Source organism: Rhodococcus sp. H-CA8f (assembly GCF_002501585.1).
GTDB lineage: Bacteria > Actinomycetota > Actinomycetes > Mycobacteriales > Mycobacteriaceae > Rhodococcus_F > Rhodococcus_F erythropolis.
In genome coordinates, this window is record NZ_CP023720.1 from 3,893,235 (window position 1) to 3,916,591 (window position 23,357).

16 protein-coding genes and 1 tRNA gene are annotated in these 23,357 nt (G+C 63.9%); 7 read left to right on the forward strand and 10 right to left on the reverse strand.

Annotation, left to right across the window (positions count from 1 at the left end):
* Both CPI83_RS18130 and CPI83_RS18135 read right to left on the reverse strand, forming a co-directional pair.
* Positions 1-777 (reverse strand): lipase, encoded by a 777-nt coding sequence (locus CPI83_RS18130; protein WP_070796183.1) that lies wholly within the window; start codon positions 775-777, stop codon positions 1-3.
* Positions 778-850: 73 nt separating this feature from the next.
* A tRNA-Met gene (locus CPI83_RS18135) sits at positions 851-924 on the reverse strand.
* A gap of 450 nt (positions 925-1,374) precedes the next feature.
* Between CPI83_RS18135 and CPI83_RS18140 the strand changes: the two genes are divergently transcribed.
* Complete coding sequence (locus CPI83_RS18140) at positions 1,375-1,929, forward strand: transglycosylase family protein (protein ID WP_019747833.1); 555 nt, start codon at positions 1,375-1,377, stop codon at positions 1,927-1,929.
* Between the two features lie 88 nt (positions 1,930-2,017).
* Here the strand turns inward: CPI83_RS18140 and CPI83_RS18145 are convergent, their stop codons facing one another.
* Entirely contained in the window at positions 2,018-4,939 is a 2,922-nt protein-coding gene (locus CPI83_RS18145) for a UPF0182 family protein (protein ID WP_020969246.1), read from the reverse strand.
* 183 nt (positions 4,940-5,122) lie between these two features.
* Here CPI83_RS18145 and CPI83_RS18150 point away from each other — a divergent pair, with 183 nt between their 5' ends.
* The gene (locus CPI83_RS18150; RefSeq protein ID WP_007731266.1) at positions 5,123-5,710 is read left to right on the forward strand and encodes a PPA1309 family protein; all 588 of its coding nucleotides are present in this window, start codon (positions 5,123-5,125) and stop codon (positions 5,708-5,710) included.
* 41 nt (positions 5,711-5,751) lie between these two features.
* Here the strand turns inward: CPI83_RS18150 and CPI83_RS18155 are convergent, their stop codons facing one another.
* On the reverse strand, positions 5,752-6,774 hold the full coding sequence (locus tag CPI83_RS18155; RefSeq protein ID WP_198586309.1) for a PDZ domain-containing protein: 1,023 nt from the start codon (positions 6,772-6,774) through the stop codon (positions 5,752-5,754).
* Positions 6,775-6,897: 123 nt separating this feature from the next.
* Here CPI83_RS18155 and CPI83_RS18160 point away from each other — a divergent pair, with 123 nt between their 5' ends.
* The 3 genes from CPI83_RS18160 (at position 6,898) to CPI83_RS18170 (ending at position 10,659) form a co-directional block, all read left to right on the forward strand.
* Complete coding sequence (locus CPI83_RS18160; protein ID WP_024487215.1) at positions 6,898-8,298, forward strand: zinc-dependent metalloprotease; 1,401 nt, start codon at positions 6,898-6,900, stop codon at positions 8,296-8,298.
* 101 nt (positions 8,299-8,399) lie between these two features.
* Positions 8,400-9,311, forward strand: coding sequence for a hypothetical protein (locus CPI83_RS18165; protein WP_053062054.1), 912 nt, complete (start codon positions 8,400-8,402; stop codon positions 9,309-9,311).
* Between the two features lie 4 nt (positions 9,312-9,315).
* Positions 9,316-10,659, forward strand: a complete 1,344-nt coding sequence (locus CPI83_RS18170) for an AarF/UbiB family protein (protein WP_020907132.1) — start codon at positions 9,316-9,318, stop codon at positions 10,657-10,659.
* Between the two features lie 5 nt (positions 10,660-10,664).
* On the opposite strand, the gene CPI83_RS18175 is transcribed toward CPI83_RS18170, so the two are convergent.
* Both CPI83_RS18175 and CPI83_RS18180 read right to left on the reverse strand, forming a co-directional pair.
* Positions 10,665-10,988, reverse strand: coding sequence for a WhiB family transcriptional regulator (locus CPI83_RS18175; protein ID WP_003942321.1), 324 nt, complete (start codon positions 10,986-10,988; stop codon positions 10,665-10,667).
* A gap of 512 nt (positions 10,989-11,500) precedes the next feature.
* On the reverse strand, positions 11,501-13,639 hold the full coding sequence (locus CPI83_RS18180) for an ATP-dependent DNA helicase UvrD2 (RefSeq protein ID WP_097387527.1): 2,139 nt from the start codon (positions 13,637-13,639) through the stop codon (positions 11,501-11,503).
* 103 nt (positions 13,640-13,742) lie between these two features.
* Here CPI83_RS18180 and CPI83_RS18185 point away from each other — a divergent pair, with 103 nt between their 5' ends.
* Positions 13,743-14,000: a mycoredoxin gene (locus CPI83_RS18185; RefSeq protein WP_003942350.1), complete on the forward strand. Its 258-nt coding sequence runs from the start codon at positions 13,743-13,745 to the stop codon at positions 13,998-14,000.
* Between the two features lie 30 nt (positions 14,001-14,030).
* On the opposite strand, the gene nudC is transcribed toward CPI83_RS18185, so the two are convergent.
* Together nudC and CPI83_RS18195 are read right to left on the reverse strand one after the other, a co-directional pair.
* A complete protein-coding gene (gene nudC / locus CPI83_RS18190; RefSeq protein WP_007731249.1) occupies positions 14,031-14,930 on the reverse strand; it encodes an NAD(+) diphosphatase in 900 nt (299 codons plus the stop codon).
* 38 nt (positions 14,931-14,968) lie between these two features.
* Positions 14,969-16,036 carry a potassium channel family protein gene (locus CPI83_RS18195; RefSeq protein ID WP_003942296.1) on the reverse strand — a complete coding sequence of 356 codons (1,068 nt, stop codon included), beginning with the start codon at positions 16,034-16,036 and terminating at the stop codon, positions 14,969-14,971.
* Between the two features lie 156 nt (positions 16,037-16,192).
* Between CPI83_RS18195 and CPI83_RS18200 the strand changes: the two genes are divergently transcribed.
* The gene (locus tag CPI83_RS18200; protein WP_019747824.1) at positions 16,193-16,594 is read left to right on the forward strand and encodes a membrane protein; all 402 of its coding nucleotides are present in this window, start codon (positions 16,193-16,195) and stop codon (positions 16,592-16,594) included.
* On the opposite strand, the gene CPI83_RS18205 is transcribed toward CPI83_RS18200, so the two are convergent.
* On the reverse strand, positions 16,591-19,983 hold the full coding sequence (locus CPI83_RS18205) for an ATP-dependent DNA helicase (protein ID WP_097387528.1): 3,393 nt from the start codon (positions 19,981-19,983) through the stop codon (positions 16,591-16,593). The genes CPI83_RS18200 and CPI83_RS18205 overlap by 4 nt on opposite strands.
* Positions 19,984-23,346, reverse strand: coding sequence for an ATP-dependent DNA helicase (locus tag CPI83_RS18210; protein WP_020969239.1), 3,363 nt, complete (start codon positions 23,344-23,346; stop codon positions 19,984-19,986).
* Positions 23,347-23,357 lie beyond the last annotated feature (11 nt).

Below are 23,357 nucleotides of genomic sequence, written 5' to 3' on the forward strand. Positions count from 1 at the left end.
TTACCGAAATGACGGGAACAACGTGTCAGGCCAGGTGATGTCGCCGTCGTTCTCGTCCACGAACGTACCGACACAGTCGCGCCCCAAAGCGCTGATCGCTCCCGAGATGACCTCTGGATGCTCGAGCTCGGTGAGATGGTCTGCTCCGGTTCCGGCCCCGGGAACGCCATCGACGTACACCCGGCACTGGCCCCCGTCCAACCGACCGTCCGCCCACTCGCCTGAGCTCTGCACCACCGAATAGTAGGCAGATCCAGGAGTGTCCTCACCGGCATTGAGCTTGGTGAGAACTTCGGAGAACATGCAGGTGTCGTAACCGTCGGCAGGGCCTTGTACGCAGCCACCGGGGCTACCGTACTGCGGAGCACCGATGGCGACGAATGAATCCACTACTTCGGAGCCACCGAGGAACTTCGCGTAGTACCGGGAGCTCAGTCCACCCGCACTGTGCGCGATCACCCCGACGGAGTCAGCGCCGGCAGCGTAGGAGCGAATCGAATCGGCAATCAGCTCGGCGTCGGCCGCAATCATCTTGCCGGGTGCGTCGACGAAGTGTGTCTCGTAGCCCGCAGCGCTCAGTGCCTCGGCGAGGGCGCGGTAGGTCGCCTGGTGCGTTTCTCCCGAGTTGTAGAGCTGCTGCCCTGGAACGATGAAGACCACGCGCTTCGCATCGGTGATCCGCCCACCGGCGGCAGCGCTTCCTGCCGAGAACGCCAGAGCGGTGGCCACCAGCGAAGTAGTCACCGCCATCGCCAAAAGAATCTTCGAGAGTCGCACGTCGCCACCCTACGACGGCTGCGCACAAAAAAGGACCGCCGCACTGGAATCCAGTGCGGCGGTCCTTTTCTAGTAGCGGGGACAGGATTTGAACCTGCGACCTCTGGGTTATGAGCCCAGCGAGCTACCGAGCTGCTCCACCCCGCGATGCATTGACAAAGTTACACGAGCAGATGAACGGAACGCAAATCGCCTGCGCTGGAGCGAAATACACGCCTGAAAGTCGAAGAATCGGGTGACTGGGTTCACAAAATGCCCGTGAGCATCAACACATAACAAGCATGTAACGAACGTACCTCGAAACGGCATCGGAAAGGCTCTACCAGCATAAACGCCGAAAATCCTGGATGGGAGAAGACCAGGTGGTCCGGAAAATCGCGAATCGACCCTCGTTCAGCGCTCCCGTACGGTCGGTCCCGGCCCGAATCAACCGGGCGAACGCCGACCCGCCGCTGCTCCACTCTGCCCCGCGGGATCGGAACCCCCGAAACCTTCGAGGGGCAGAGACACGGAGAGACAAGCGCCCGGGAAAGTCAGCATCATCGCCGACCCGCAGGCCCGCCGATGTCAGCAAGCGCGGAGAGGATTTACCCCGACATGACGTACACCAGCATCAGCAAGCGTGCATTCGGCACATTGGCAGTAGCCGGCGCACTTGTCGCAGTGCCCCTCACCATGAGCACCGGCACCGCTTCCGCAGCCACCCACAACTGGGACGGCGTCGCACAGTGCGAGAGCGGTGGCGACTGGAACATCAACACCGGAAACGGCTACTACGGCGGCCTGCAGTTCTCGCAGAGCACCTGGACCGCCAACGGTGGCACCGGCTCGCCCGCCAACGCTTCCAAGGAAGAGCAGATCCGCGTCGCCGAGAACACCCTGCAGAGCCAGGGCCCCGGCGCATGGCCCGTCTGCGGCCAGCGTCTGACCGTCGCAAGCGAGCCGGCAGTCGAAGAGGCTCCCGCCGCAGCACCGGCTCCCGTCGCCGAGGCACCCGCAGTTGCTCCCGCCGTCGAAATCCCGGCCGAGCTCAAGCCCGCCGCACAGCAGGCTTACGACACCGCTCGTGACCTCGCCGGCCAGTACGGATTCGCCGCACAGTTCCAGCAGCTCTCCGATGCCAACGCACCGATCGTTGCAGCACTGCGCTGATTCAGCTCATACAGCTTCACTGAGCACACAAGAAGGCCCACCATCCGATCGGATGGTGGGCCTTCTGCTGTTCATGAACTGACGCCGCTTACCTCGGCAGCGCCTGGTACGCGTCAACAGCCTTCTGCAGGCGGTCGAGCGCAGCACCGTAGCTGGTGAAGTCACCGCTCTGTTGCGCCGACTTCAATGCCGCCATTGCCGAATTGACCTCGGCCAGCGCCTTCGTGACGTCATCCGAAGAAGCCGGCGGGGCCGGTGCCGTCGGAGTAGTCGGCGTTTCCGGTTGCGCTCCGGTATCCGGATCGGGTGCCGGCTGGGTGACAGTCGCTGCCGAACCTGCGCCCGGCCAAATCTGACTGATCGCCTCGGAGACGGTCGGTGCATAGCCGATCCGAATGCCGTTGGTGTCGCTGAAGCTCACCAGTACACGCGCCAACTGAGGGAACGCGTTCTGCGAGTTTCGCTGCGAGTACAAAGGCTCGACATAGAGGATTCCACCCTCGGCAATCGGCAGAGTCAGCAGGTTTCCGTACTGAATCTTGTTCGACTGCTTGAGCAGTGACACTTCCGAAGCAACACGCGAATCCGACGTCATCGCAGACTGAGCCTGCTGTGGACCCTGAGTCTGCGTATCGGTCGGCAACTGCAGCACCGTGAACTTGCCGTAGTTCTCCTTGTCGTTCGCCACCGAGATGTAGGCCGACAGCAACTCACGACTGAACCCGACCATCGGACTGGTCAGACGGAAATCCGCCTTCGCGGTGTCCTTGTCGCCCACCAGCACGTAGTACGGCGGTTGGTTGGCCGACGTGTCGATCGTCGGATCACTCGGAACTGACCAGAACGCGTTGTTGGTGAAGAACTCACTCGGATCGTCGACGTGGTACTTCGCCAGCATCTCTCGCTGAACCTTGAACATGTCTTCCGGGTAGCGGAAGTGTGCCTGCAGGTCGTCCGAGATTTCGCTCTTCGGCTTCACCGTGTTCGGGAAGACTCCCATCCACGCCTTCAGAACCGGATCCTGCTCGTCGACCTGGTAGAGCGTGACCGTGCCGTCGTAGGCGTCGACCGTGGCCTTCACGGAGTTACGGATGTAGGAGAACTCCTGACGCGGAATGAGGCGCCCGGTTGTCTGGTCGATACTGTCCTCGACCAACCCGTCGAGCGAACTGCGCTGCGCGTACGGGTAGTCCTGGGCGGTGGTGTAGCCGTCGATGATCCACTGCATCTTGCCGTCGACCACTGCGGGGTAGGCAGCGCCGTCGGTCGTCAGCCAAGGCGCGACCTCCTCGACCCTTTCCTTCGGATCACGCTTGAAGATGATCTTCGAGTTCGAGCCGATTGCACTCGAGAACAAGATGTTGCGCTCGGTGTACTTCGCCGCGAATGCAAGACGGTTGAACCAGTTGCCGATCGAGACACCACCCGAACCGGTGTAGGTGTACTTCGAGGTGTCGGTGTCGTACTCACGAGGTCCCTCGCCGTCGACGGAACCGACGATCGAGTAATCGGCGTCCGACTGGCTGATCACCTCGCCGTAGTACGACCGAGGATTGTCTACCTTGAGGTTCTCGTTCTCGGGCGTGGTCGTCAGGTCGCTGACCGAGTAGATCGGGTAACCACCGGTGTTGTTCTGACTGTCGCCCTGCACGGCCGTGACTTCGTTCGCCTGGGCCGCGACGAAACCGTTGCCGTGCGTGTAGACCGTGTGCTTGTTGATCCAGTCCGTCTGGTTCCCGGAAAGGTTGTTCGGCGACAGCTCACGCGCGGCGACAACGAAGTCGCGCAGCTGGCCGTCCTGTTCGTAGCGGTCGACGTTGAGCGTCTGCGGGAACCCGTAGAAGTTCTTGAGCTGACGCTGAGCGGTGAACGTCGGCGACAGGATCGTCGGATCCAGCAGTCGGGTGTTCGCGATCGTGGTCCGGTCGGCCGGAACGTCCTGGGGCTGCTTGGTGCCAACTCCCGGATAGTCGACGTAGTCGACGTTTTCTTCCGTGATCCCGTACGCCTGACGGGTCGCTTCGATGTTTCGTTCGATGTACGTGCTCTCCTTCTGCGCCGCATTGGGCTTGACGGAGAACTGCTCGACGATCATCGGGTAGACCGCACCGACGAGCACCGACGAAAGAACCAGTAGAGCGACTGCCATGGCCGGTATCCGAAGATCCCGCGTGAAGATCGAGGCGAAGAACGCCAAGGCGCAGATGACCGCAATGGACAACAGAATCAGCTTCGCCGGCAGAACCGCATTGATGTCGGTGAAGCCCGGACCGGTGAACGTCGGTTCCTTACGACTACTCGACATCAACGAGTACCGATCGAACCAGTACGCCACCGCCTTGAGGAGCACGAAGGTGCCGGCGATGACAGCCAGTTGAACACGTGCGGCAGTCGTGAATGTCCCAGCGCGCCCGGCCAACTTGATCCCACCGAAAACGTAGTGGGTAACCAGGTTTGCCACGAAGGCAAGCAGAATCGAGACGAACAACCAATTCAGAACGAAGCGGTAGAACGGCAGATCGAACGTGTAGAAGCCGACGTCCAAGTTGAACTGAGGATCGGTGATGCCGAACGGCTGACCGTTGAGGAACAACTGGATCGTGACCCAGTTGGCCTGCGCGATGAGACCGGAGAGAATGCCGATCGCGACCGGAATGATCACGCCGAACAGACGAAGTCGCGACATGACGGTCGTGCGGTAGCGCGCGATCGGATCATTGGGTCCGGAGACCGGAACGAACACCGGACGTGCGCGGTACGCGAGAAGCATCGCGAGCCACACGATGGCTCCGACGACAATTCCGACCACGAGGAAGAGCACGAATCGCGTCAGCAGAACCTTGGTGAAGACACCGCGGTAGCCGACTTCTCCGAACCACAACCAGTCCGTGTACATGCCGATCAGTCGCGGCCCCACGAGCAGCAAGGCCGCCACTACGACAGCCACCACCAACAAGATTCGACTGCGTCTGGACAGAGAGGGTAAACCTGCGGGGGGCCGCATGCCCACGTGCCACGCTCCAAGATTTGGCGACGCCGTGGCGTCGCAACCGATTGCATCGATCACTGCGGCCACGCCCGAGTGGACTTGGCCGTTTCCGACCACTCTACGTAACAACGGTCACGGGTTGACAACACGGAGAGCAGGGAGCCGGACAGAAGGTGGGAGGATGAACGTGTGAGTGAAGAGAATATGAGCAGATCACCGAGTGCCCTCGCCCGGTGCGTTCATGAAGTTGTCGACCACATCGACGCCGAAGGCTGGGATCAACCGCCGAAGCTGTACGCGTTGGTGCCTACCGAAATGCTCGCCGCGGCCGAACCAGGACTGCTCGACCAACTCGCCGAGGGCGCCGAATACACACCGATCGAACAGGAATCGCTTCCCGAGGACATCATCGGCGGTTCACGGGCACTCGACGAGTTCCTGGCAACGACGCATTGGCCCGAGTCGGTGCAGGGTTGCATCCTGGTTCAGGAGATCGTCGTCCTGCCGCCCGAGGCGGAATCGGATCTCGATCACGCCACGGCGCCGGTATTGACCGATCAGCATGCTGCGGACGAGGTCGCGCGACTGACGGCCAACGCGCATCCCGATCGACGCGAGGCTCGACTGTTCGTCGGCGTGCTCCGTGACGGTCCTTCGCTGTCGCTTCTGCAGATGCGTCCCGACGAGGATGCGGATCCGTACGGCGACCTGGAACTGCTCACCTACGACGGTCTTGCACCTCACCTGGTTCACGCGTTGTATGCGACGCTCGACGAGGTCGAAGAAGACTGAAAGAAGAAGACTGACCGAGTCTGTCTTCGGCAAGGCAGGTTTCAGCAGCGGGGTGCGTCGCCGCCCGTGTTGAGGCTTTCGAGTGAGTCCACTGCGCCGGGCAGGTTGTCGACCTTGACGAGTCGAAGCCCGTCCGGCGCATTCTGTTTCGCCTCGTCACAGTTCTGGGCCGGCACGAGGAAGGTCTCAGCACCGGCTTCGGAGGCGGCGATCAACTTGTACCTGATACCGCCGATCGGACCGACCTCGCCGTCGGAGTCGATGGTGCCCGTTCCGGCCACGAACTTTCCGCCGTTGAGCTCCCCTGGAGTCAGCTTGTCCACCAACGCCAGTGTGAACATCAGTCCGGCAGAAGGACCGCCGATGTCGGCAAGGTTGAACTGCACGGTGAAGGGAACGTCCGGGACCTCGTTGGGCGTGACGCCGAGGTAACCCGATTCGGGCTTGTTGGGCCGCGCCCCAACGGTGACCGGTACAACGGTCTCCGCACCCTCGCGAAGGACGGTAACGTCGATCGCGGTGCCGGGCGCGATCGCACCGACCGTGTCCTGAACGCCGGTGATGGTGGTTACCGGAGTGTCGCCGATCTTGACCAGGACATCGCCTTCTTGCAGGGCACCCGCGGCAGGGCCGTCCGGGGTCACCTTCGAAACAGTGAGTGCCACCGGCTTACCGAGAAAGTGCAGTGCAGCCAACTCGGCACTGTCCTCGGACTGCTGGAAGTCGGCGGTGTTGGCCTGCTGAATCTCTTCCTTCGACTTCTCGGGCGGATAGATCTCCGAGCGTGGGACGAGTCCGTTGCTGCCACTCGCCCACAGTCCGAACGCTTCGAAAATGTTGAGGCCGTCGCGAACCGACACCGTTGTCATGTTGAGGTTGCCGTCGGTGGGATCGACTTCGGTCCCCTGGATGTCGACGACAGGCTTACCGTCGACGTCGCCGAGGGTGTTGAAGGTGGGGCCAGGGCCGAGTGCGACATAAGGAACAGTGACCATTGTTCCGACGACTCCCAACACGACGATGGGTGCGAGTGCGGCCAAGAGCGTCACTATCCGTCGATTCACCTGATCCAGAGTAAAGCGCGAAGGCGCCGGAGCACCGATCGCACCGCCTGAGCGCCGTGCGTGTTCGCCGTCAGCGTGACTCGGAGGGCGACTCCGACCGCTCGAGCCTTGTACCGTTGAGGTATGAGCAATATGCCGTTCGGCTTCTCCAACTCCGACGACGATCCCGATCGCGACAAGAACGCGGCGGGTGGCAATCCGTTCGGGGGTGGTGACACGCCGTTCGGGTTCGGCGCGGGCGGTGAGGGATTCGATCCGGCTCAGCTCGGCCAGATGCTCACCCAGTTCGGTCAGATGCTGAGCGGGATGGGCTCGTCGATGGGCCAGGGCGGTACTTCCGGCCCGGTGAACTACGACATCGCCAAGAAGCTGGCACGCCAACAGATCGGATCGGTTACACCGATCACCGAGGGCAATGTCAAGGCGATCGCCGACGCCGCACATCTGGCCGAGATGTGGCTGGACGCCGCAACGACGCTTCCGGCCGGAGCGAGCCGCACTCTCGCCTGGACTCCGAACGACTGGCTCGACAACACGATCGACACGTGGAAGCGACTCTGTGATCCGGTGGCCGAGAAGGTGGCGGGCATGTGGGTCCAGGGACTTCCCGCCGAAGCACAGCAGATGGCGGGCCCGATGCTGGGCATGCTCGGCCAGATGGGTGGACTCGCGTTCGGCTCGCAATTGGGCCAGGCACTCGGCCAACTGTCCACTGAGGTGCTCTCCTCCACCGACATCGGCTTGCCCCTCGGACCAGAGGGCACCGCGGCCCTTCTCCCCGCTGCGGTTCAGGCGTTCAGTGAGGGTCTCGAACAGCCGCATCAGGAAGTTCTGGTGTTCCTCGCCGCGAGGGAAGCAGCTCATCAGCGCCTTTACAGTCACGTTCCGTGGCTGCGACAGCGTGTTCTCGCCACAGTCGAGGAATACGCCCGCGGGATCACGATGGACTTTTCGGCAATGGAAGAATTTGCCAAGGACCTCGACCCGTCCGCTCTCACCGATCCGAGCAAGCTCGAAGCGCTGATGCAGCAGGGCACGTTCGAGCCGCAGAACACCCCGGAGCAGAAAGCCGCTCTCGAACGGCTCGAGACTCTGCTTGCGCTGGTCGAGGGTTGGGTGGAGACGGTCGTCACCGCCGCACTCGGCGAGCGACTGCCCGGTGTTGCCGCGATGAGCGAGACGTTGCGGCGTCGCCGTGCCACCGGCGGCCCCGCCGAACAGACCTTTGCGACGCTGGTCGGACTCGAACTTCGTCCTCGCAAGGTCCGTGAAGCGGCCGGGTTGTGGCAGAAGCTCACCGCGGAAGCCGGTATGGACACTCGTGACGGCGTCTGGTCACATCCTGACCTCATGCCCGATTCGAGCGATCTCGACGCACCGGACGGATTTGTCGCCCGGGTCCTCGGCGGCGGCGAAGCCGGCAATTTCGACGACCCGATCGCCCAGCTCGAAGCCGTCGAGGCAAAAGAGCGTGCGGCCGAGGCAGCGATGGACAAGACCCGCGAGGACGACGAAGAGAAATAATTCCTTCTCGACACATTTTCGCAGTTCAGCCATGCTGACGTCCTGTGGATAACTGTCACTGACGCGGACTCGCCGACGGCCCGCCGTGCCAGCATCGAACGATGACCGGTGACACGCAAGACGACACCACACAGAACAGCACGTCACAGCGATCCGCGGGACCCCGATGGGACCCGCGGATCGCTGTTCTGTCGCGCCCGGACGGTCGGCTGCAGCTGGGATGGACACCCGGACGTGCCGTCCTGCTGACGCTGCCTGTCGGGGTCGATGCGCGCGCGGTGAAGTCGATCCTCCGCAAAATGGACGGCTCCAGATCCCGCGCGACCATCCTGTGGGAAGCATCGACGCGCGGGATTTCGACGTCGGTGACGGAGAAGTTGCTCGAGCAACTCACCGATTCCGGATTCGTCCACACTGCCGCCAGGAGGACCGTGTCCGTCCGGATCCACGGTGTCGGTCCACTCTCGGACGCCGTCGAGCGCGCCCTGGTCACCGGCGGGGTAAGCACGCGTCGCTCGCGCGGGTATCGCAACACCGACGTCGTGCGCACGTGGAACGAACAACTGGTGGTCCTGGCCGACGACGTTGTCACTGATCCTCGCCTGGTCAGCGATCTCGTTCGCTGCGGACTCCCCCACCTTTCCGTCCGCATCCGCGACGGCAACGGCGTGATCGGTCCTCTTGTCGTGCCGGGCCAGTCGAGTTGCCTGCGATGCGCCGACATCATCCGATCCGAACTCGACCCTCATTGGCTTCATCTGTCCGCGCAGCTACTCGGCAGCGCCGGCCACGCGGAATCGGCGATGATCCATGCAAGTGTCGCGCTGGCCCTGGCCGAGATCGACTCCGCATTATCCGAGACAGCGGCGACGCATGCGGCGAGTCTGTCGTCGACGCTCGAGATCGCGCTCCGTCCGTATCGGATCACAACCAGGCGCTGGCCTCGGCAAATATCTTGCAGTTGCCAATACCTGGCACCTGTTTCGGGCAAAGGACGCCCCAGTCAGACATGATGGTGTGGTGTCCGAGATCCCACGCAAGAGTTCTGCCCGTACTGCCAAACTCGCGAGCATCCCCCTGGGGATGGCCGGTCGCGCCGCCATGGGCTTCGGACGCAAGCTCGCCGGCGGCGACAAAGGCGAGATCGACGCGCAATTGAGCGCGAAGGCCGCCGAGCAACTGTTCGCGGTGCTGGGCGAACTCAAGGGCGGCGCGATGAAGCTGGGCCAAGCGCTCAGCGTCATGGAGGCGGCGATTCCGGAGGAATTCGCGGAGCCGTACCGCGAGTCGCTGAACAAGCTCCAGGCCGCCGCCCCGCCGCTGCCGACCAAGCAAGTACACAAGATGCTCGATCAGCAACTCGGAACCAAATGGCGCGACCGATTCCAGTCGTTCGACGACGAACCGACCGCGTCGGCAAGCATCGGGCAGGTTCACCGTGCGGTCTGGGCGGACGGCCGCGACGTGGCCGTGAAAGTTCAGTACCCCGGCGCCGACGAAGCTCTACGCGCCGACCTCAAGACCTTGGGCAGATTTGCCGGTCTCTTCGGTTCGGTCATGCCCGGTGTCGATGTGCGCCCCGTGATCGAGGAGTTCACCGCGCGCACCGAGGAAGAACTCGACTATCGGATCGAGGCGAACAATCAGCGAGCTTTTGCAAAAGAATTCGACGGCGATCCCCAATTCGTGATCCCGCACGTCGTGGCGAGCGCGCCGAAAGTGGTCGTGACCGAATGGATGACGGCAACCCCGTTGACCAGAATCATCGAAAGTGGAACGCCGGAGCAGCGCAATGCTGCCGGTGCATTACTCGCCGAATTCCACTTCGCGTCTCCGGCCCGTGTCGGCTTGCTCCACTGCGACCCGCACCCCGGCAATTTCATGCTTCTGGAGGACGGCCGACTCGGCGTCATCGACTTCGGTGCTGCTGCGCCGTTCCCGAACGGACTGCCACGGGTTCTCGGCACGATGGTGCGCTTGGCTGTCGAGGAACAATTCGACGAATTGACGGAGTTGTTGCGCGCCAACGGTTTCGTGATTCCCGGACGCACGGTGACCGACAAGGAGATCGCGGATTACCTGCGACCCTTCACCGACCCGATCCAGACCGAGTCATTTCACTTCACTCGGTCGTGGCTGCAAAAGGCCGCCGGAACCGCCACTGACTTCAACAGTGCGCAGTTCCGAACGGCCCGTGCACTCAACCTTCCGGCCGAGTATTTGATGATCTTCCGAGTTCTTCTCGGTTCGGTCGGCATATGCGCCCAGTTGGACGCATATGCCCCGTACATGGAAATCCTGACTCGTTGGTTGCCAGGGTTCGCGGAGCCGGTTCTGGATGACACCGGCTCCGCCGAATAGGGCTCTCACGCGCACACGAGTTGCTTGCGTGGGCGCCCCCTCGGTCTCTTGCGCGCTATGACGGCCCCCTGATCGAGGATCTCGCCTCCCCACACCCCCCACGGCTCGGCGCGGTCGAGAGCCGCACTGAGACAACGGGAACGGATGGGGCACTGCGCGCACAGTGCCTTCGCCTGCTCGAGTTCGGCCGGAGCTTCGGCGAACCAGAGATCGGGGTTGGATGCCCGGCACGGCAGGTCGCGGCGGGTTGACGCGACCTCGATGAACGTGACTGCAGCCGAAGTGACGTCGGTGGAAGTTACTGCAGTGGTGGAGTTTTCGGATTCCACGCGGATTGTCTGGGCAGACAACTCGGTCTCCTAGTGCTCGGATGCGAAACTGTGTCGCACGATATGGGTTCGATGGGTGCGAACCTGAGCCGAGTCGGAAACCGGATAAAGAGGGGTATCCAACACAAAGGCCACGGTCCGCAGGGGCTGCGGGTCCGTGGCCGTAAGTGAACGGATGTGTCCTACCGAGAAATACCTCGATGGCTTAAGAACACGGACTCGACAGCTGCTTTCTTTGCTGCTGCTTGAGGGCGCAGGCGGAACGCATGCTGCGCCCATCCCGCTGCACGCGGCAGCATGGGGGCGGCAACAGCGAACTTTGCGCTTGCGCACGCTTCATACGAGATCAAGTTCGTCATTTTTTTGCCACCTCCATTTCGTGTCGGTCCGGATAGTTTCTGCGCACAGGTTGCCCCGTAACACTGAAAACCAGAGTAGAGAATTCGTCGAATCTGCACAACCTATTTTTGACCTGCGGTTATGTAACTCACCGTTGTCGATTCGGATGCATTTCAGATATCGAGTGTTGCCGCACGCAGTTCGCCGCGAATGACAGCTAGTACGTCTTCTCCGAAGTTGTCGAGTTTCTTCGGCCCGATTCCAGGGATCGAAACCAGTCCACGATTGTCTTGTGGTCGTTGTTCGGCAATAGCCATCAGTGTGTTGTCACTGAAGACGACATAGGCCGGAACTTTGAGTTCTCGGGACTTGTCCAGACGCCAGGCCTTGAGGTGCTCGAGCAATTCCAGGTCGACATTGGACGGGCATTTTTCGCAGCGCCCGAGCATTGTCGCCGACGTCCCGATCAACGGTTTGCCGCAGACGCGGCAGCGCGGACGCTTCTTGTTCCCCGACGACGGCGCGGCAACGCGCGAAGCCGGTGAGTCCTCGGGGATGAGCCCGTTGAGGAACCTCGACCGGCGACGGGACTTGCGTCCACCCTCATTGCGAGCCAATGCCCAAGACAGCTGCAGATGCTCGCGGGCGCGGGTAACCCCCACGTACAGAAGCCGACGCTCCTCCTCCACCGCGACGTCGTCGGCGCCCGAATTGGCGTCGCCGAGAACGTGTTGGATCGGCAGGGTGCCGTCGTTGAGGCCGACCAGGAACACCGCATCCCATTCGAGCCCCTTGGCCGCGTGAAGCGAAGCCAGCGTCACGCCCTGCACGGTCGGTGGGTGCCGCGCCTCGGCTCGGGCTGTGAGCTCTTGTAGAAGCCCGGAGAGCGACAGTTCGGGTTCGTGGACGAGCTGTTCTTCGGTCAGCGCCACGAGAGCCGAGAGCGACGCCCAGCGCTCGCGGGCTTGCGTGCCCGAAGGTTCTTCATTGGTCAGACCGAGTGGCGCGAGTACAGCGCGAACCAGTGAAACCAGCGCTTCGCCGTTGTCTGCGCCTTCGGGGAGGTCGTCTCGTCCGGCGGCCTGACGCAGTGCCGCCACTGCCTGACGGACCTCGGTGCGGGTGAAGAAGCCCTCTCCACCACGCACCTGGAACGGAATGCCGAGCTTGGTGAGTGCCTGCTCGTGCACCTCCGACTGAGCATTGATCCGATACAGAACAGCGATCTCGGCCGCTGGAGTGCCTGCCGCGATCAGCCGTTTGATCGCCCGCGCAACGCCGAGCGCTTCGGCAGGCTCGTCGTCGAACTCCATGAACTCCGGCTCAGGCCCCGGAGCGCGTTGCCCGATCAATTGAAGACGCGTCCCGGCGATCCGTCCGCGCGCTGCACCGATCACGCGGTTCGCCAGCGACACGACCTCAGGGGTGGAGCGGTAGTCCCGTTCGAGCCGGACGACGGTCGCTTCGGGGAATTTCCGCGAGAAGTCCAACAGATAGTTCGGGGTGGCGCCGGTGAAGGAGTAGATGGTCTGATTCGCATCGCCCACCACGGTCAGGTCGTCGCGGTCGCCGAGCCAGGCGTCGAGCACACGCTGTTGCAGCGGGGTGACGTCCTGATACTCGTCGACCACGAAGCAGCGGTACCGTTCGCGGAACTCGTCGGCAACCGTCGAATGCTCTTCGAGCGCAGCCGCGGTGTGTAGTAGGAGATCGTCGAAATCGAGGAGCATGCCGTCCTGGCCACGTGCCTTCAGCTCTTCGTATGCCGCGTAGACCTGCGCAACCTTGGTGGCATCGACCGGCGCCTCGCGATGAATCTTGGCTATCGCGCGTGGGTAGTCCTCGGGAGCGATCAGTGAGGCCTTGGACCACTCGATTTCGCTGGCGAGGTCGCGCACGCTTTCCGTACTGGTGGACAACCCGACACGAGCGGCGGCACTGCTGACAACCGCGAACTTCCGATCGAGCAGACGCCACGGCGTGTCACCGATCACCTGCGGCCAGAAGTACTTGAGTTGACGAAGAGCGGCGGCGTGGAAGGTGCGAGCCTGTACCTGCGGCCCACTTCCACCAACCCCCAGCTCACGAAGCCGTCCACGCATTTCGCCGGCCGCTCGCGCTGTGAATGTCACGGCAAGCACCTGGCCGGCGGAGACATGACCGTCGGCAACCAGATGCGCGATCCGGCGGGTAATGGTGCGGGTTTTGCCTGTTCCAGCGCCCGCGAGGACACATACCGGGCCGCGTGGCGCGAGCACGGCGGCCGATTGTTCTGGATCCAGTCCGGTGTCCGCAGGCATGGGGACCATCATGGCAGGACGTTCCGACACGCCATTCGCCGCGCCCGACGGTATGTGGGCAAGAGAACACGGGCCGATACGGAACAACGCTCTCGGTCGTGGTGTTATATCGGCCGTGACTTCTACCGAAAATGCGCCTGCCCTGACCATCTACTCGACCACGTGGTGTGGCTACTGCCGCCGCCTCAAGACGCAGCTCAACGCGTCGGGGATCGAGTACACCGAGATCGACATCGAGAACGATCCGGCAGCAGCCGATTTCGTCGGCAGCGTCAACGGTGGAAATCACGTCGTTCCGACCGTGAAGTACGGCGACGGCAGCGTCGCGACCAACCCGTCGCTCAACCAGGTCAAGCAGGCCCTGGGTCTTTAGAGCCTTTCAGGCAGCTGTCTGACCCAGCGCTTATTTGACCCAGCTCTCGAGCATTCCGCGAGCGATGGAGATCGAGCCGGGCAGCAGCAGTGGCGCGTCCGCTTCCGAACCCCAGTCGCCGAGTTCGAGAGCGGCACGCACCTCGTCCTTCGTGAACCAGGTGCCCTCGGCGATCTCGCCGTCCGCGAACAGAAGCGGAGCGGCGGGGTCGCCGATTGCGGCGAAGCCCAACATCACCGAGCGAGGGAACGGCCAAGGCTGGCTCCCGAGGTATCGAACGCTGTGCACGTCGATGCCGACTTCTTCCTTGATCTCGCGGACAACGCACGTTTCGAGCGACTCCCCGGCCTCGACGAATCCCGCGAGAATCGAGAAACGTCGCTGCGGCCAGGTCGGCTGACGAGCGAGTAGAACTCGATCGCCGCCGTCGTGCACCAGGCAGATGACCGCCGGATCCGTTCGGGGAAACTCCTCGTGGCCGGTGGACGTGGAAATGCGTGACCAGCCGGACATGGTGGGTTCACTCGGTGCGCCGTCGATAGCGCTGAATCCGGCACTGTCGTGCCAGTTGAGAATCGCGACGGCACCGGTCAACAAACCGGCGTCGGCGTCGTCGAGTGTTCCGCCGAGCATGCGCAACTCGGACAACGTGCCCGCCAGCAGCGACACCCGCACCGCCCAGACGTGGCGATTCTCCCGAATTCCCAGGAACACTGCACCGCGCACCGGTTCCGGACCCAGTTCGGTTGCCTCGGCGAAGACCAACTGACCTTCCGGTGAGACCTTGACCTGACCCCGTGAATTCACACGGAGGAGCAGCGCGTCCGCCCAACCCGTGGTCAGTGCGGCGGCATCCGACCGCAATTCCTCGGCGCGGCCGACGCTCGAGCGTGAGAGCAGCGGTGTTTCGGTCAGCTGGAAGTCGTTCACGCTCACGACATTACTGCGCGCACGAAGCTCGGCAGCACTCAGTTCGTGACGCGGCGGATGTAGAGCAGGCGATCGTTCTCCTCGACGGCGTCCACCTCGGGCGAACCGACGCGAACCAGACGGCCGTCGCGAACTACCCCGAGCACGATGTCGGAGAGATGACGCGGAGAGCCGCCGACCTCGTCACGTTCGACTGCGCGCTCGGCGATCGCGAATCCGGCTTCCGGGGTCAGAAGGTCTTCGATCATCTCCACGACAGTGGGCGTTGTGGTCGCGATGCCGAGGAGTCGACCTGCCGTCTCCGAGGACACGACCACCGAGTCTGCGCCGGACTGACGCAGAAGATGCGCGTTGTCGGCTTCACGGATGGCTGCGGCGATCTTGGCTTTCGGCGCGATTTCGCGGGCTGTCAGCGTCACGAGCACTGCGGTGTCGTCACGATTCGTGGCGACGATGATCGACGACGCATTCTGCGCGCCTGCCAACCGGAGTACGTCCGATTTCGTCGCCGAACCGAACACCGTCACCAGGCCCTTGCTCGCCGCGGAGTCGAGGACTGTCTGATCGGTATCGACGACCACGATCTCCGACGCCGGTACACCGTCACCGAGCATTGCTTCGATTGCCGTCCGCCCCTTGGTCCCGTATCCGACGACGACGGTGTGATTACGCACGTGCTGCCTCCAACGCTGAATTTTGAACGCCTGACGCGAACTCTCGGTCAGAGCTGAAAGTGTGGTTCCGACCAACACGATCAAGAAGAAGATTCGAAGTGGCGTGATCAACAGGACGTTGACCAGGCGCGCCGACGGAGTGAACGGAGTGATATCGCCGTAGCCGGTGGTCGAGAGCGAAACCGTCGCATAGTAGATGCAGTCGAGCAGCGACAGCTCGTTGTCCTGTGCGTCTCGGTATCCGGCGCGATCGATGTAGACGATCAACACGGCGGCGCCGAGAGCACCCAATGCGATGAGAACTCGCTTGTAGATGGCCCGCGCCGGACTGGTCTGTAGCTGGGGAATGCGCAGCACCCCGACAAGGGCGAAGTCAGGCTGATCGGTCAATGCTTCCGACCTGGTCAAACGCGCCCGGAGCTTACCGGCCATACATCGACTCTCTCACTCGAACTTACGAAATACCTACACGGACATCGGCAGGCAGCGTAACCCTCGAAGATCGACTTCGGAACTCGGGCGCCGAATAGCGCGCGGGTCGTGGCGCCGGTAGTGGCAAGAAGGTCCACCGTGAGGCAGGCTGGGCAAATGCCTTTCACCGGTTCGACGTCCACTCCCAGCCAAGCGGCCGCTCTTCGTTTGTCGGCCCTCCTTCTCGGCGCCGGCACCATGCATTTTGCAGCGCCCTCGTTCTTCGACAGCACCGTTCCCCGCCAGCTTCCCGGACAGGCCCGCACCTACACCCAGGTGTCCGGCGTCGCGGAACTGGCGATCGGCGCTGCCTTGGCCGTGCCGAAGACCCGCAAGCTCGGCGCGGGCCTTGCCGCCGCGCTCTTTGTTGCCGTGTTCCCCGCCAACATCCAGATGGCGATCGACTGGTGCCGAAGCCCGAAGACGTCCACACCGCAGAAGATCGGTTCGATCGCACGTCTCCCCCTGCAGGTCCCGCTGGTGACCGAAGCACTCAAGGCTCGTCGAAACGCAAGCTAATCTTGCGCGCCTGCCGTTCGGATGAGGCGAGCGAGAGCCTCACCGTCCGGCAGGTTCTCGGGTGCGATGGTGCGACCCGATCGAACGTAGTGAAACGCCGCCCTCACCTTGTCGGCCGGAAACTGTTCGTTGCGCCCCGCCGAACGAGCTCTGGCTGACATCAATTCGGCCCAGGCCACCCGATACGCGGCCAACTGCATCACAACAGCGTCCTCGTTGGCGGCCGACGGTTCGGCACCGGTCTTCCAGTCGATCACCGTCCATCCGCCGTCGGGATCGGCGAACACAGCGTCGATCCGACCGCGCAAAACCGTTCCGGCAATGGATGTTTCGAAAGGAACTTCCACTTCGATCGGGCTGCGATTGGCCCACGGGGACCGCAAGAACGCATCCTGAAGTTTCACCAGGTCGGTCTCGGGACCCGCGCCGGTATCCGCGGCGCCGGGTAGCTCGTCGAGATCCAACAGCCGAGTCGCACCGAACCTTCGCTCGATCCAGGCGTGAAAAGCGGTTCCACGACGAGCCAACGGGTTGGGCGGATACGGCAGCGGACGACGTAGGCGAGCCGCCAGTTCGTCCGGATCTGCCTTGAGGTCGACGAGCTGAGTCACCGAAAGCTGCGCCGGGAGAATCACTTCGGCACGCGCGTTTGCGCGGGCCTCGCGCTCGGCCAGGAGCACGTCGACGTCCGAGGCCCAGTTCTCCGGATCGTCCTCCGGTTCTTCCGCCTCTTCGCTGTCTTGCGGCAGCGAAGCGAGAGCGGACAGGACGCTCGCGGCTCCGGCCTCGACGGCGCCGCGCCGCGCACCCAGCGGATCCGGCGGCCACTGCGCCGTACGGGGCGTGGCGGCCAACGGGTTCTCGGTATCGGGTTCCGGGGCCGGCGCCCATTCCTCCACGACACCGATCGCACCGCGTGAGTCTTCCTCATCGGCATCGTTGTCGGCCGTGACCATCTGATGCAGCTCGTCCAGGAACTCCGAAGGCCCCTTCGGTTCCGAACCGGATTCCGCCCAGTGATGCGCCGAGATGAACAGCGCCCGTTCGGTTCTGGTCAGCGCGACGTAGAACAACCGCCGGTCCTCGTCCAGTCGACGGTTGGACAAGGCCTTCTTGTGCGCCGTTATCGCGTTCTCGAGGTCCTTGCGGTTGTAGAGCTCCTCGAGGTCGAGCACCGGAACTCCGTCGGCCGAATCCGCGTCGACCGCCCGGTCACCACGCAACGACGGTGGCAGTTCGGCGAGCGCCCCGAGCCACGATCCGGACGCGGTGGACGAGGGGAACACCCCGTCGCTGACATGCGGGATCGCCACTACTTCCCATTCGAGCCCCTTCGCCGAGTGCACGGTCAGGATCTGGACCCGATCCGGCGCCACCTCCACTTCGCCTGGCGTGAGGCCCTTTTCGATCTGTTCGGCTGCCGCGAAGAAAGCCAGCATCCCGGTCAGATTGGCAGTTGGACGCGTCGCGTAGTTGGCGACGACGTCGGCGAAGGCGTCGAGATGCTCGCGGCCCGCGGTCCCGACGACGCCGACTCGGGTCCGTGCGCCCGCCTCGATTCCGATCCCGAGCACCCGCTCGACCTCCGCCACCAATTCGGTGAGCGGCTGGCCGATACGTTCGCGCAACGACGCCAACTCTGCCGCTATCGCGTTGATGCGTGTGTACCCGAGAGCCGAATAGCGTTCTGCCGGGCCTGGATCGGAGATCGAGTCGACCAATCCTGCTTGCTCGGCGTTCTCCCCGGGCAGAGCATCGTGGACCGCCGAGGTGAGCGCCTCGGCGTCGGTGACCGCACCCGCCGTTCCGTATCCCGCGGAGATGGCAAGTTCGCGGGAGCGTTGAGAGAGTGCGGCCAGGTCCTTCGCGCCGATCTGCCATCGCGCGCCGGTGAGCAGCCGAACAGCTGCGCTTCCTGCAAGCGGATCGGCGACCACCCGGAGCATGGCGATCACGTCCGCAACCTCGGGTGTGTGCAGGAGCCCACCGAGTCCGACCACTTCGACCGGCAGACCTTTGGACCGCAAGGCCTCGGCCAGCGGAGCGGCATCGGCGTTCCGGCGGATCAACACCGCTGCCGTGGGCGTCGGGCGGTCTTCGGCACGTGCCGCCTCGTATTCTTCGGCGATCTTCTCCGCCACCCACTGACGTTCCTGTTCGACGTCTCCCAGAAGCGCCAGTCGAACGTCTCCGGCGACGGCTCCCGGCCGTGCACGCAGGGTACTGACGGCCACGCCGCGTCGACGCAACGGCGCCGAAGACAGGTTGGCCAGCTCGAGAGCCTCCGGCGGGTTACGCCAACTGGTGAGCAGTTCGAGCGTCGGAGCCGGTTTTCCGTTGGCAAGGGGGAAGTCGGTTGCAAACCGGGGCAGGTTGGCCGCCGACGCGCCGCGCCAACCGTAGATCGACTGCATCGGATCGCCGACGGCCGTCAGCGCCAAGCGGCCGTCGGTTCCCCCACCGAACAACGAGGACAACAACACTCGCTGAGCGTGACCGGTGTCCTGGTACTCGTCGAGAAGAACCACCCGAAAGCGCTCTCGCTCGGTCTGCCCGACCTCGGGATGCTCGGCGGCGACCCGGGCAGACAGCGACATCTGGCTGCCGAAATCCAATGCGCCTTCACGCCGCAGCGTCTCACCCAGCCGGGCGACGAGAGGCAACAGTTCGATGCGCTTATGTTGCACATCAAGGTAATTCAACAGCTCCTTGCTCGGTCCACCCCGCTGTTTCGGGCCGGCGGGCAGAGTGTGAATCAGCTTGTCCAGCTCGGTGTGTGCCTCGAGCAACTGCTCGGGATCGACCAGGTGCTCCGCCAACTGACCGGCAAGGGCCAGAACGGTTTCGGTGATCGAACCCGGATTCTTGTCGGTGTCCAGATCACTGTCCCAGCCGCTCACGACGCGGTGCGCAACCTGCCACAGTTCGGTCTCGGACAACAACGTCGCCGAGGGTTCGATGGGCAACAGCAGTCCGTGTTCGGAGAGCAACCGTCCCGCGTAAGCATGGTAGGTACTGACTTCGGGTTCGCCGGCCAGAATCCGGGAACGCACTCCGCCGGTCGGGTCGAGTGCCCGCAGAACGTCCGAACCCGCCAGCCGCGCCAACCGCTTGCGGATTCGCGACGTGAGCTGTTGCGCCGCTTTGCGCGTGAAGGTCAGGCCGAGAACCGCCTCGGGGTCGACGAAGCCGTTGGCCACCAGCCACACGACGCGAGCAGCCATCGTCTCGGTCTTTCCGGCACCGGCGCCGGCGACCACCAATGTCGGACCGAGCGGTGCGGCGATCACTGCTGCCTGCTCGGGCGTCGGAGGGTGCTGACCGAGCGCGACCGCCAGGTCGACAGGGTCGATCTTCGGTCGGCGTGCCTTCTGCGTCGCGGCAGCCACTTAGTTACTCACCTGTCGTCCCTCGTCGTGTGCCGGGCAACTCGAACGCACCGGGCAATGTCTACATCCGTCGTTGACCCTGGCCAGATACTGCGGCCCTTGGGTCGCTGCCGCTGCGTTGTGAATGACGTCTCGCCACATCTCGACAGCTTCGGCCGTCAGCGGCGGCTGAACTCGCTGCGCCGCACCGTCCTTCTTGTTGGACTTGGCCACGAATACCAGGCGCGCACCGCCGGGTTGTGTGGCCGGTTCGCCGGCAATCGCACCTTCGGCCGCTGCGACCTGGTACGCCGCCAACTGCGCATGAGATTGCGCGGCCTCGTTGCTGACGGGGTTTCGCGCAGTCTTGACGTCGACAACCACCGGGCGACCTTCGGTGTCGCGCTCGAGCCGGTCGATCCGGCCACGTAGCTTGACCGCAGGCGCTCCTTCTTCGCGCGGTTCGAGGACCCCCTCGACCGCGACCTCGACGCCGACTTCGGTCAGCTCACCGCGAGTTGCGTTCATCCAGGCGGTGAACGTCGCCAGCATCTCCCGAGTTCGATTGAGTTCACGGCGCGAGTACCACTGCGATCCCAGATCGATGGATTCCCAGGCATTTTCGAGTGCCTTCTCGACCTGATCCGGTGGAATCCGGCCGGCCAGTGCCTGCACCAAGGTATGGACCAGCGTACCGGCGATCGCATGAGTGTTGTCTCCGTCGCTGCCACCATGACGCTCGAACACCCATCGGAGAGGACATGTTTCGAGAAGCTCGATGGTGGACGGGGACAGTGAAACCGGTCCGTCCTCGGGCTGCCACATGGGAGCAGCGGTACTCGGCTCGGCTGTGCCGTACCACTGATCCGGATGCGCGCCTCGTACTCCGGCCGCAGCCAGACGGGCCAACTGGCGAGCAGCCCGAGAATGCTTCTCGGGGTCGAAATGCGCGATGTCGGGATCACACACCACGCTGCGAAGCTGTGCGACCAGTGCAGGCAGCGACAGAACCCGGGTATCCCCGGTCTCGGGTGCAACGACGTCGAGATCGGAGGACGGGTCGTCCGAGTACGCGTCACCACGGATCAATTCGTCCACGAACCGCGAAGGCACCAAGTCGGTGTCCCCCGAAGCCGATTCGACTGCGGTGATCAGCAGACGGCGACGAGCACGGCTACAGGCGACCAGGAACAACCTGCGTTCTTCGGCCAGAAGCGGCGCGGTTCGCGAGAGTCGTTCGGCAGCCGAGTCACTGCCGTCGGAGACTCCGTTGACCAGATCGATAAGTGCTTCGGTACGCAGTAGCGAGCCGCGTGCCCGCAAACTCGGCCAGAGCCCCTCCTGCACACCCGCCACCGCCACAACCGCCCATTCGCGCCCCGCCGCGGCGTGAGCGCTGACCACGGTGACGGCGTCGGGAGCGATGACCGATCGGCTCCGCGAGTCGGTCGGTATCTCCTGGCTGGTCAAGTAGTCGACAAAACCGGAGAGTTGCGAACGCGGCAGCCGGTCGACGTAGTTGGCAGCCGCGTCGAAGAGTGCGACTACGGCGTCGAGGTCTCGATCGGCTTGTGAGCCGATCGGTCCGCCGCGCGCCGACGCAGCCGCCCAGCGCCGTTCCAGCCCCGTCGCCTGCCAGGCCGCCCACAGAACTTCTTCGACCCCGAGACCACGCTCGAGAGGCACTCGGGCCTTGCGAAGGACCGACAGCACGCGATTGAGGGCCGCAGCTTCGACGTCTGTCAGCTTGCCCATCAGGCGCTTGGACTGCGCACGATCCTCGTCGATCAGAATGAGCCGCAACAACTCCGAGGAGTCCCGATCACTTCCCGATGCCAACTCGACCCGGCGCAGGCCACGACGCAACCGGCGCAGGGTGACCGGTTCGGCGCCGCCGATGGGACCGGCCATCAGGGCAAGCGCGTCGTCGCCGGTGAACTGATCGCCGCCGAGCGCCCGAAGGACCAGCAGCAGGCCGGACACTCCGTGTTGCCGCGCGAGCGGCAATTCAGTGGCAGCGGTCGTGACGGGCACCCCCGCCGCGAGCAGGGCTCGCCGGAGAGGGGCGAGAGTGCGCGGGACCGACCGCACGATGACGGCCATGTCGGACCACGCAATCCCGTCCAGCAGATGCGCCCGGCGCAAGGTATCTGCGACGACTGCCGCCTCTTTGGCCGTCGTACCGAGAACCCGCACCGACGCCCGTCCCGGATTCTCATCGGTGAGATCGGATGGAACCGCGATGCGATGAGCCAAGTTGCCGGGCAGCCGCGCAGCGATCTTGGCCGCGATCGACGCGACGTCGGCGTTGTTGCGATACGTGACGGGCAGAACGATCTGGCGCTCGTCTCCGCGCTCGGCCAGTCCGAGCAGGAACGCCGAATCCGCACCGCGGAATCCGAACACGGACTGATCCGGATCACCGGCGATGACCGTGCCCGCAGTTCCGGTTCCGATCAACCGAACCAGTTGCGCCGCCTGCGGATCCAGATGTTGTGCGTCGTCGACAAGGAGGTGCCGGATCCGAGCGCGCTCGGAGCGAAGCAATTCGGGATCGGTGGCGAACGCGGTCAAGGCCGCACCGATCAACTCGGCCGCGTCGAGCGCCGGCGCCGTCGCCTCCGGAGCCTCGACACCGACACTGCCGCGCAGCAGCACGCCTTGCTCGTAGGCCTCGGCGAACCGCCCGGCCGCCACCCACTCCGGACGGCCACGCTTCTTGCCGAGCTTGACCAGATCTTCGGGGCCGAGCCCGCGCTCGTTGGCTCGCAGCATCAGATCTCGAAGTTCGACGGCAAAGCCGTTCAAACCCAATGCGGGTCGCAGGCGCTCCGGCCACCGGAGCGCACCGTCTTCGATGTCGCCGCGCAACATCTCGCGGAGCACCGAGTCCTGCTCGGCGCCGGTGATCAGGCGTGGCGGCGCGTTGCCGTGTGCTGCGGCTTGAAGCCGGAGAACGGCAAAGGCGTAAGAGTGAACGGTGCGTACCAGCGGCTCACGGGTTGCCTGCGGTCCGCGTTCCTGTTGGTACCCGAGCAACCCAGCGGTGATCTGCTCGCGGACCTGCGTCGCGGCTCGGCGTGACTGGGTGAGCACCAGGACCGATTCAGGATCTTCGCCACCCGAGATCTTCTGCACTGCCAGATCCACGAGAAGGGACGTCTTGCCGGTTCCGGGACTGCCGAGTACCTGCCAGGGATTCCAAGCCGCTGCCGAACCGAAAGAAACAGGGCCGAACGCGAGCTGGAACGGATCCTCGGACGGCGGCGCGAAGAGCCGCGTCGTCCCTTCATCCCACGTTCGGGGTATCGGAGACGGCGCAGTTCGGTGCACCAACCGCGCCCGCGGAATGGTGACCTTGCTGCGTGTTGCCGTCTCACTCACCCAGGCATTCC

What these genes read in the sequence shown, in the direction of transcription:
- CPI83_RS18150 (WP_007731266.1), top strand. Translation starts at nt 5,123, where the DNA reads ATGAGCAGATCACCGAGTGCCCTCGCCCGGTGCGTTCATGAAGTTGTC.
- CPI83_RS18200 (WP_019747824.1), top strand. Translation starts at nt 16,193, where the DNA reads ATGCCTTTCACCGGTTCGACGTCCACTCCCAGCCAAGCGGCCGCTCTT.
- CPI83_RS18195 (WP_003942296.1), bottom strand. Translation starts at nt 16,036, where the DNA reads ATGGCCGGTAAGCTCCGGGCGCGTTTGACCAGGTCGGAAGCATTGACC.
- CPI83_RS18140 (WP_019747833.1), top strand. Translation starts at nt 1,375, where the DNA reads ATGACGTACACCAGCATCAGCAAGCGTGCATTCGGCACATTGGCAGTA.
- CPI83_RS18180 (WP_097387527.1), bottom strand. Translation starts at nt 13,639, where the DNA reads ATGATGGTCCCCATGCCTGCGGACACCGGACTGGATCCAGAACAATCG.
- CPI83_RS18165 (WP_053062054.1), top strand. Translation starts at nt 8,400, where the DNA reads ATGACCGGTGACACGCAAGACGACACCACACAGAACAGCACGTCACAG.
- CPI83_RS18160 (WP_024487215.1), top strand. Translation starts at nt 6,898, where the DNA reads ATGAGCAATATGCCGTTCGGCTTCTCCAACTCCGACGACGATCCCGAT.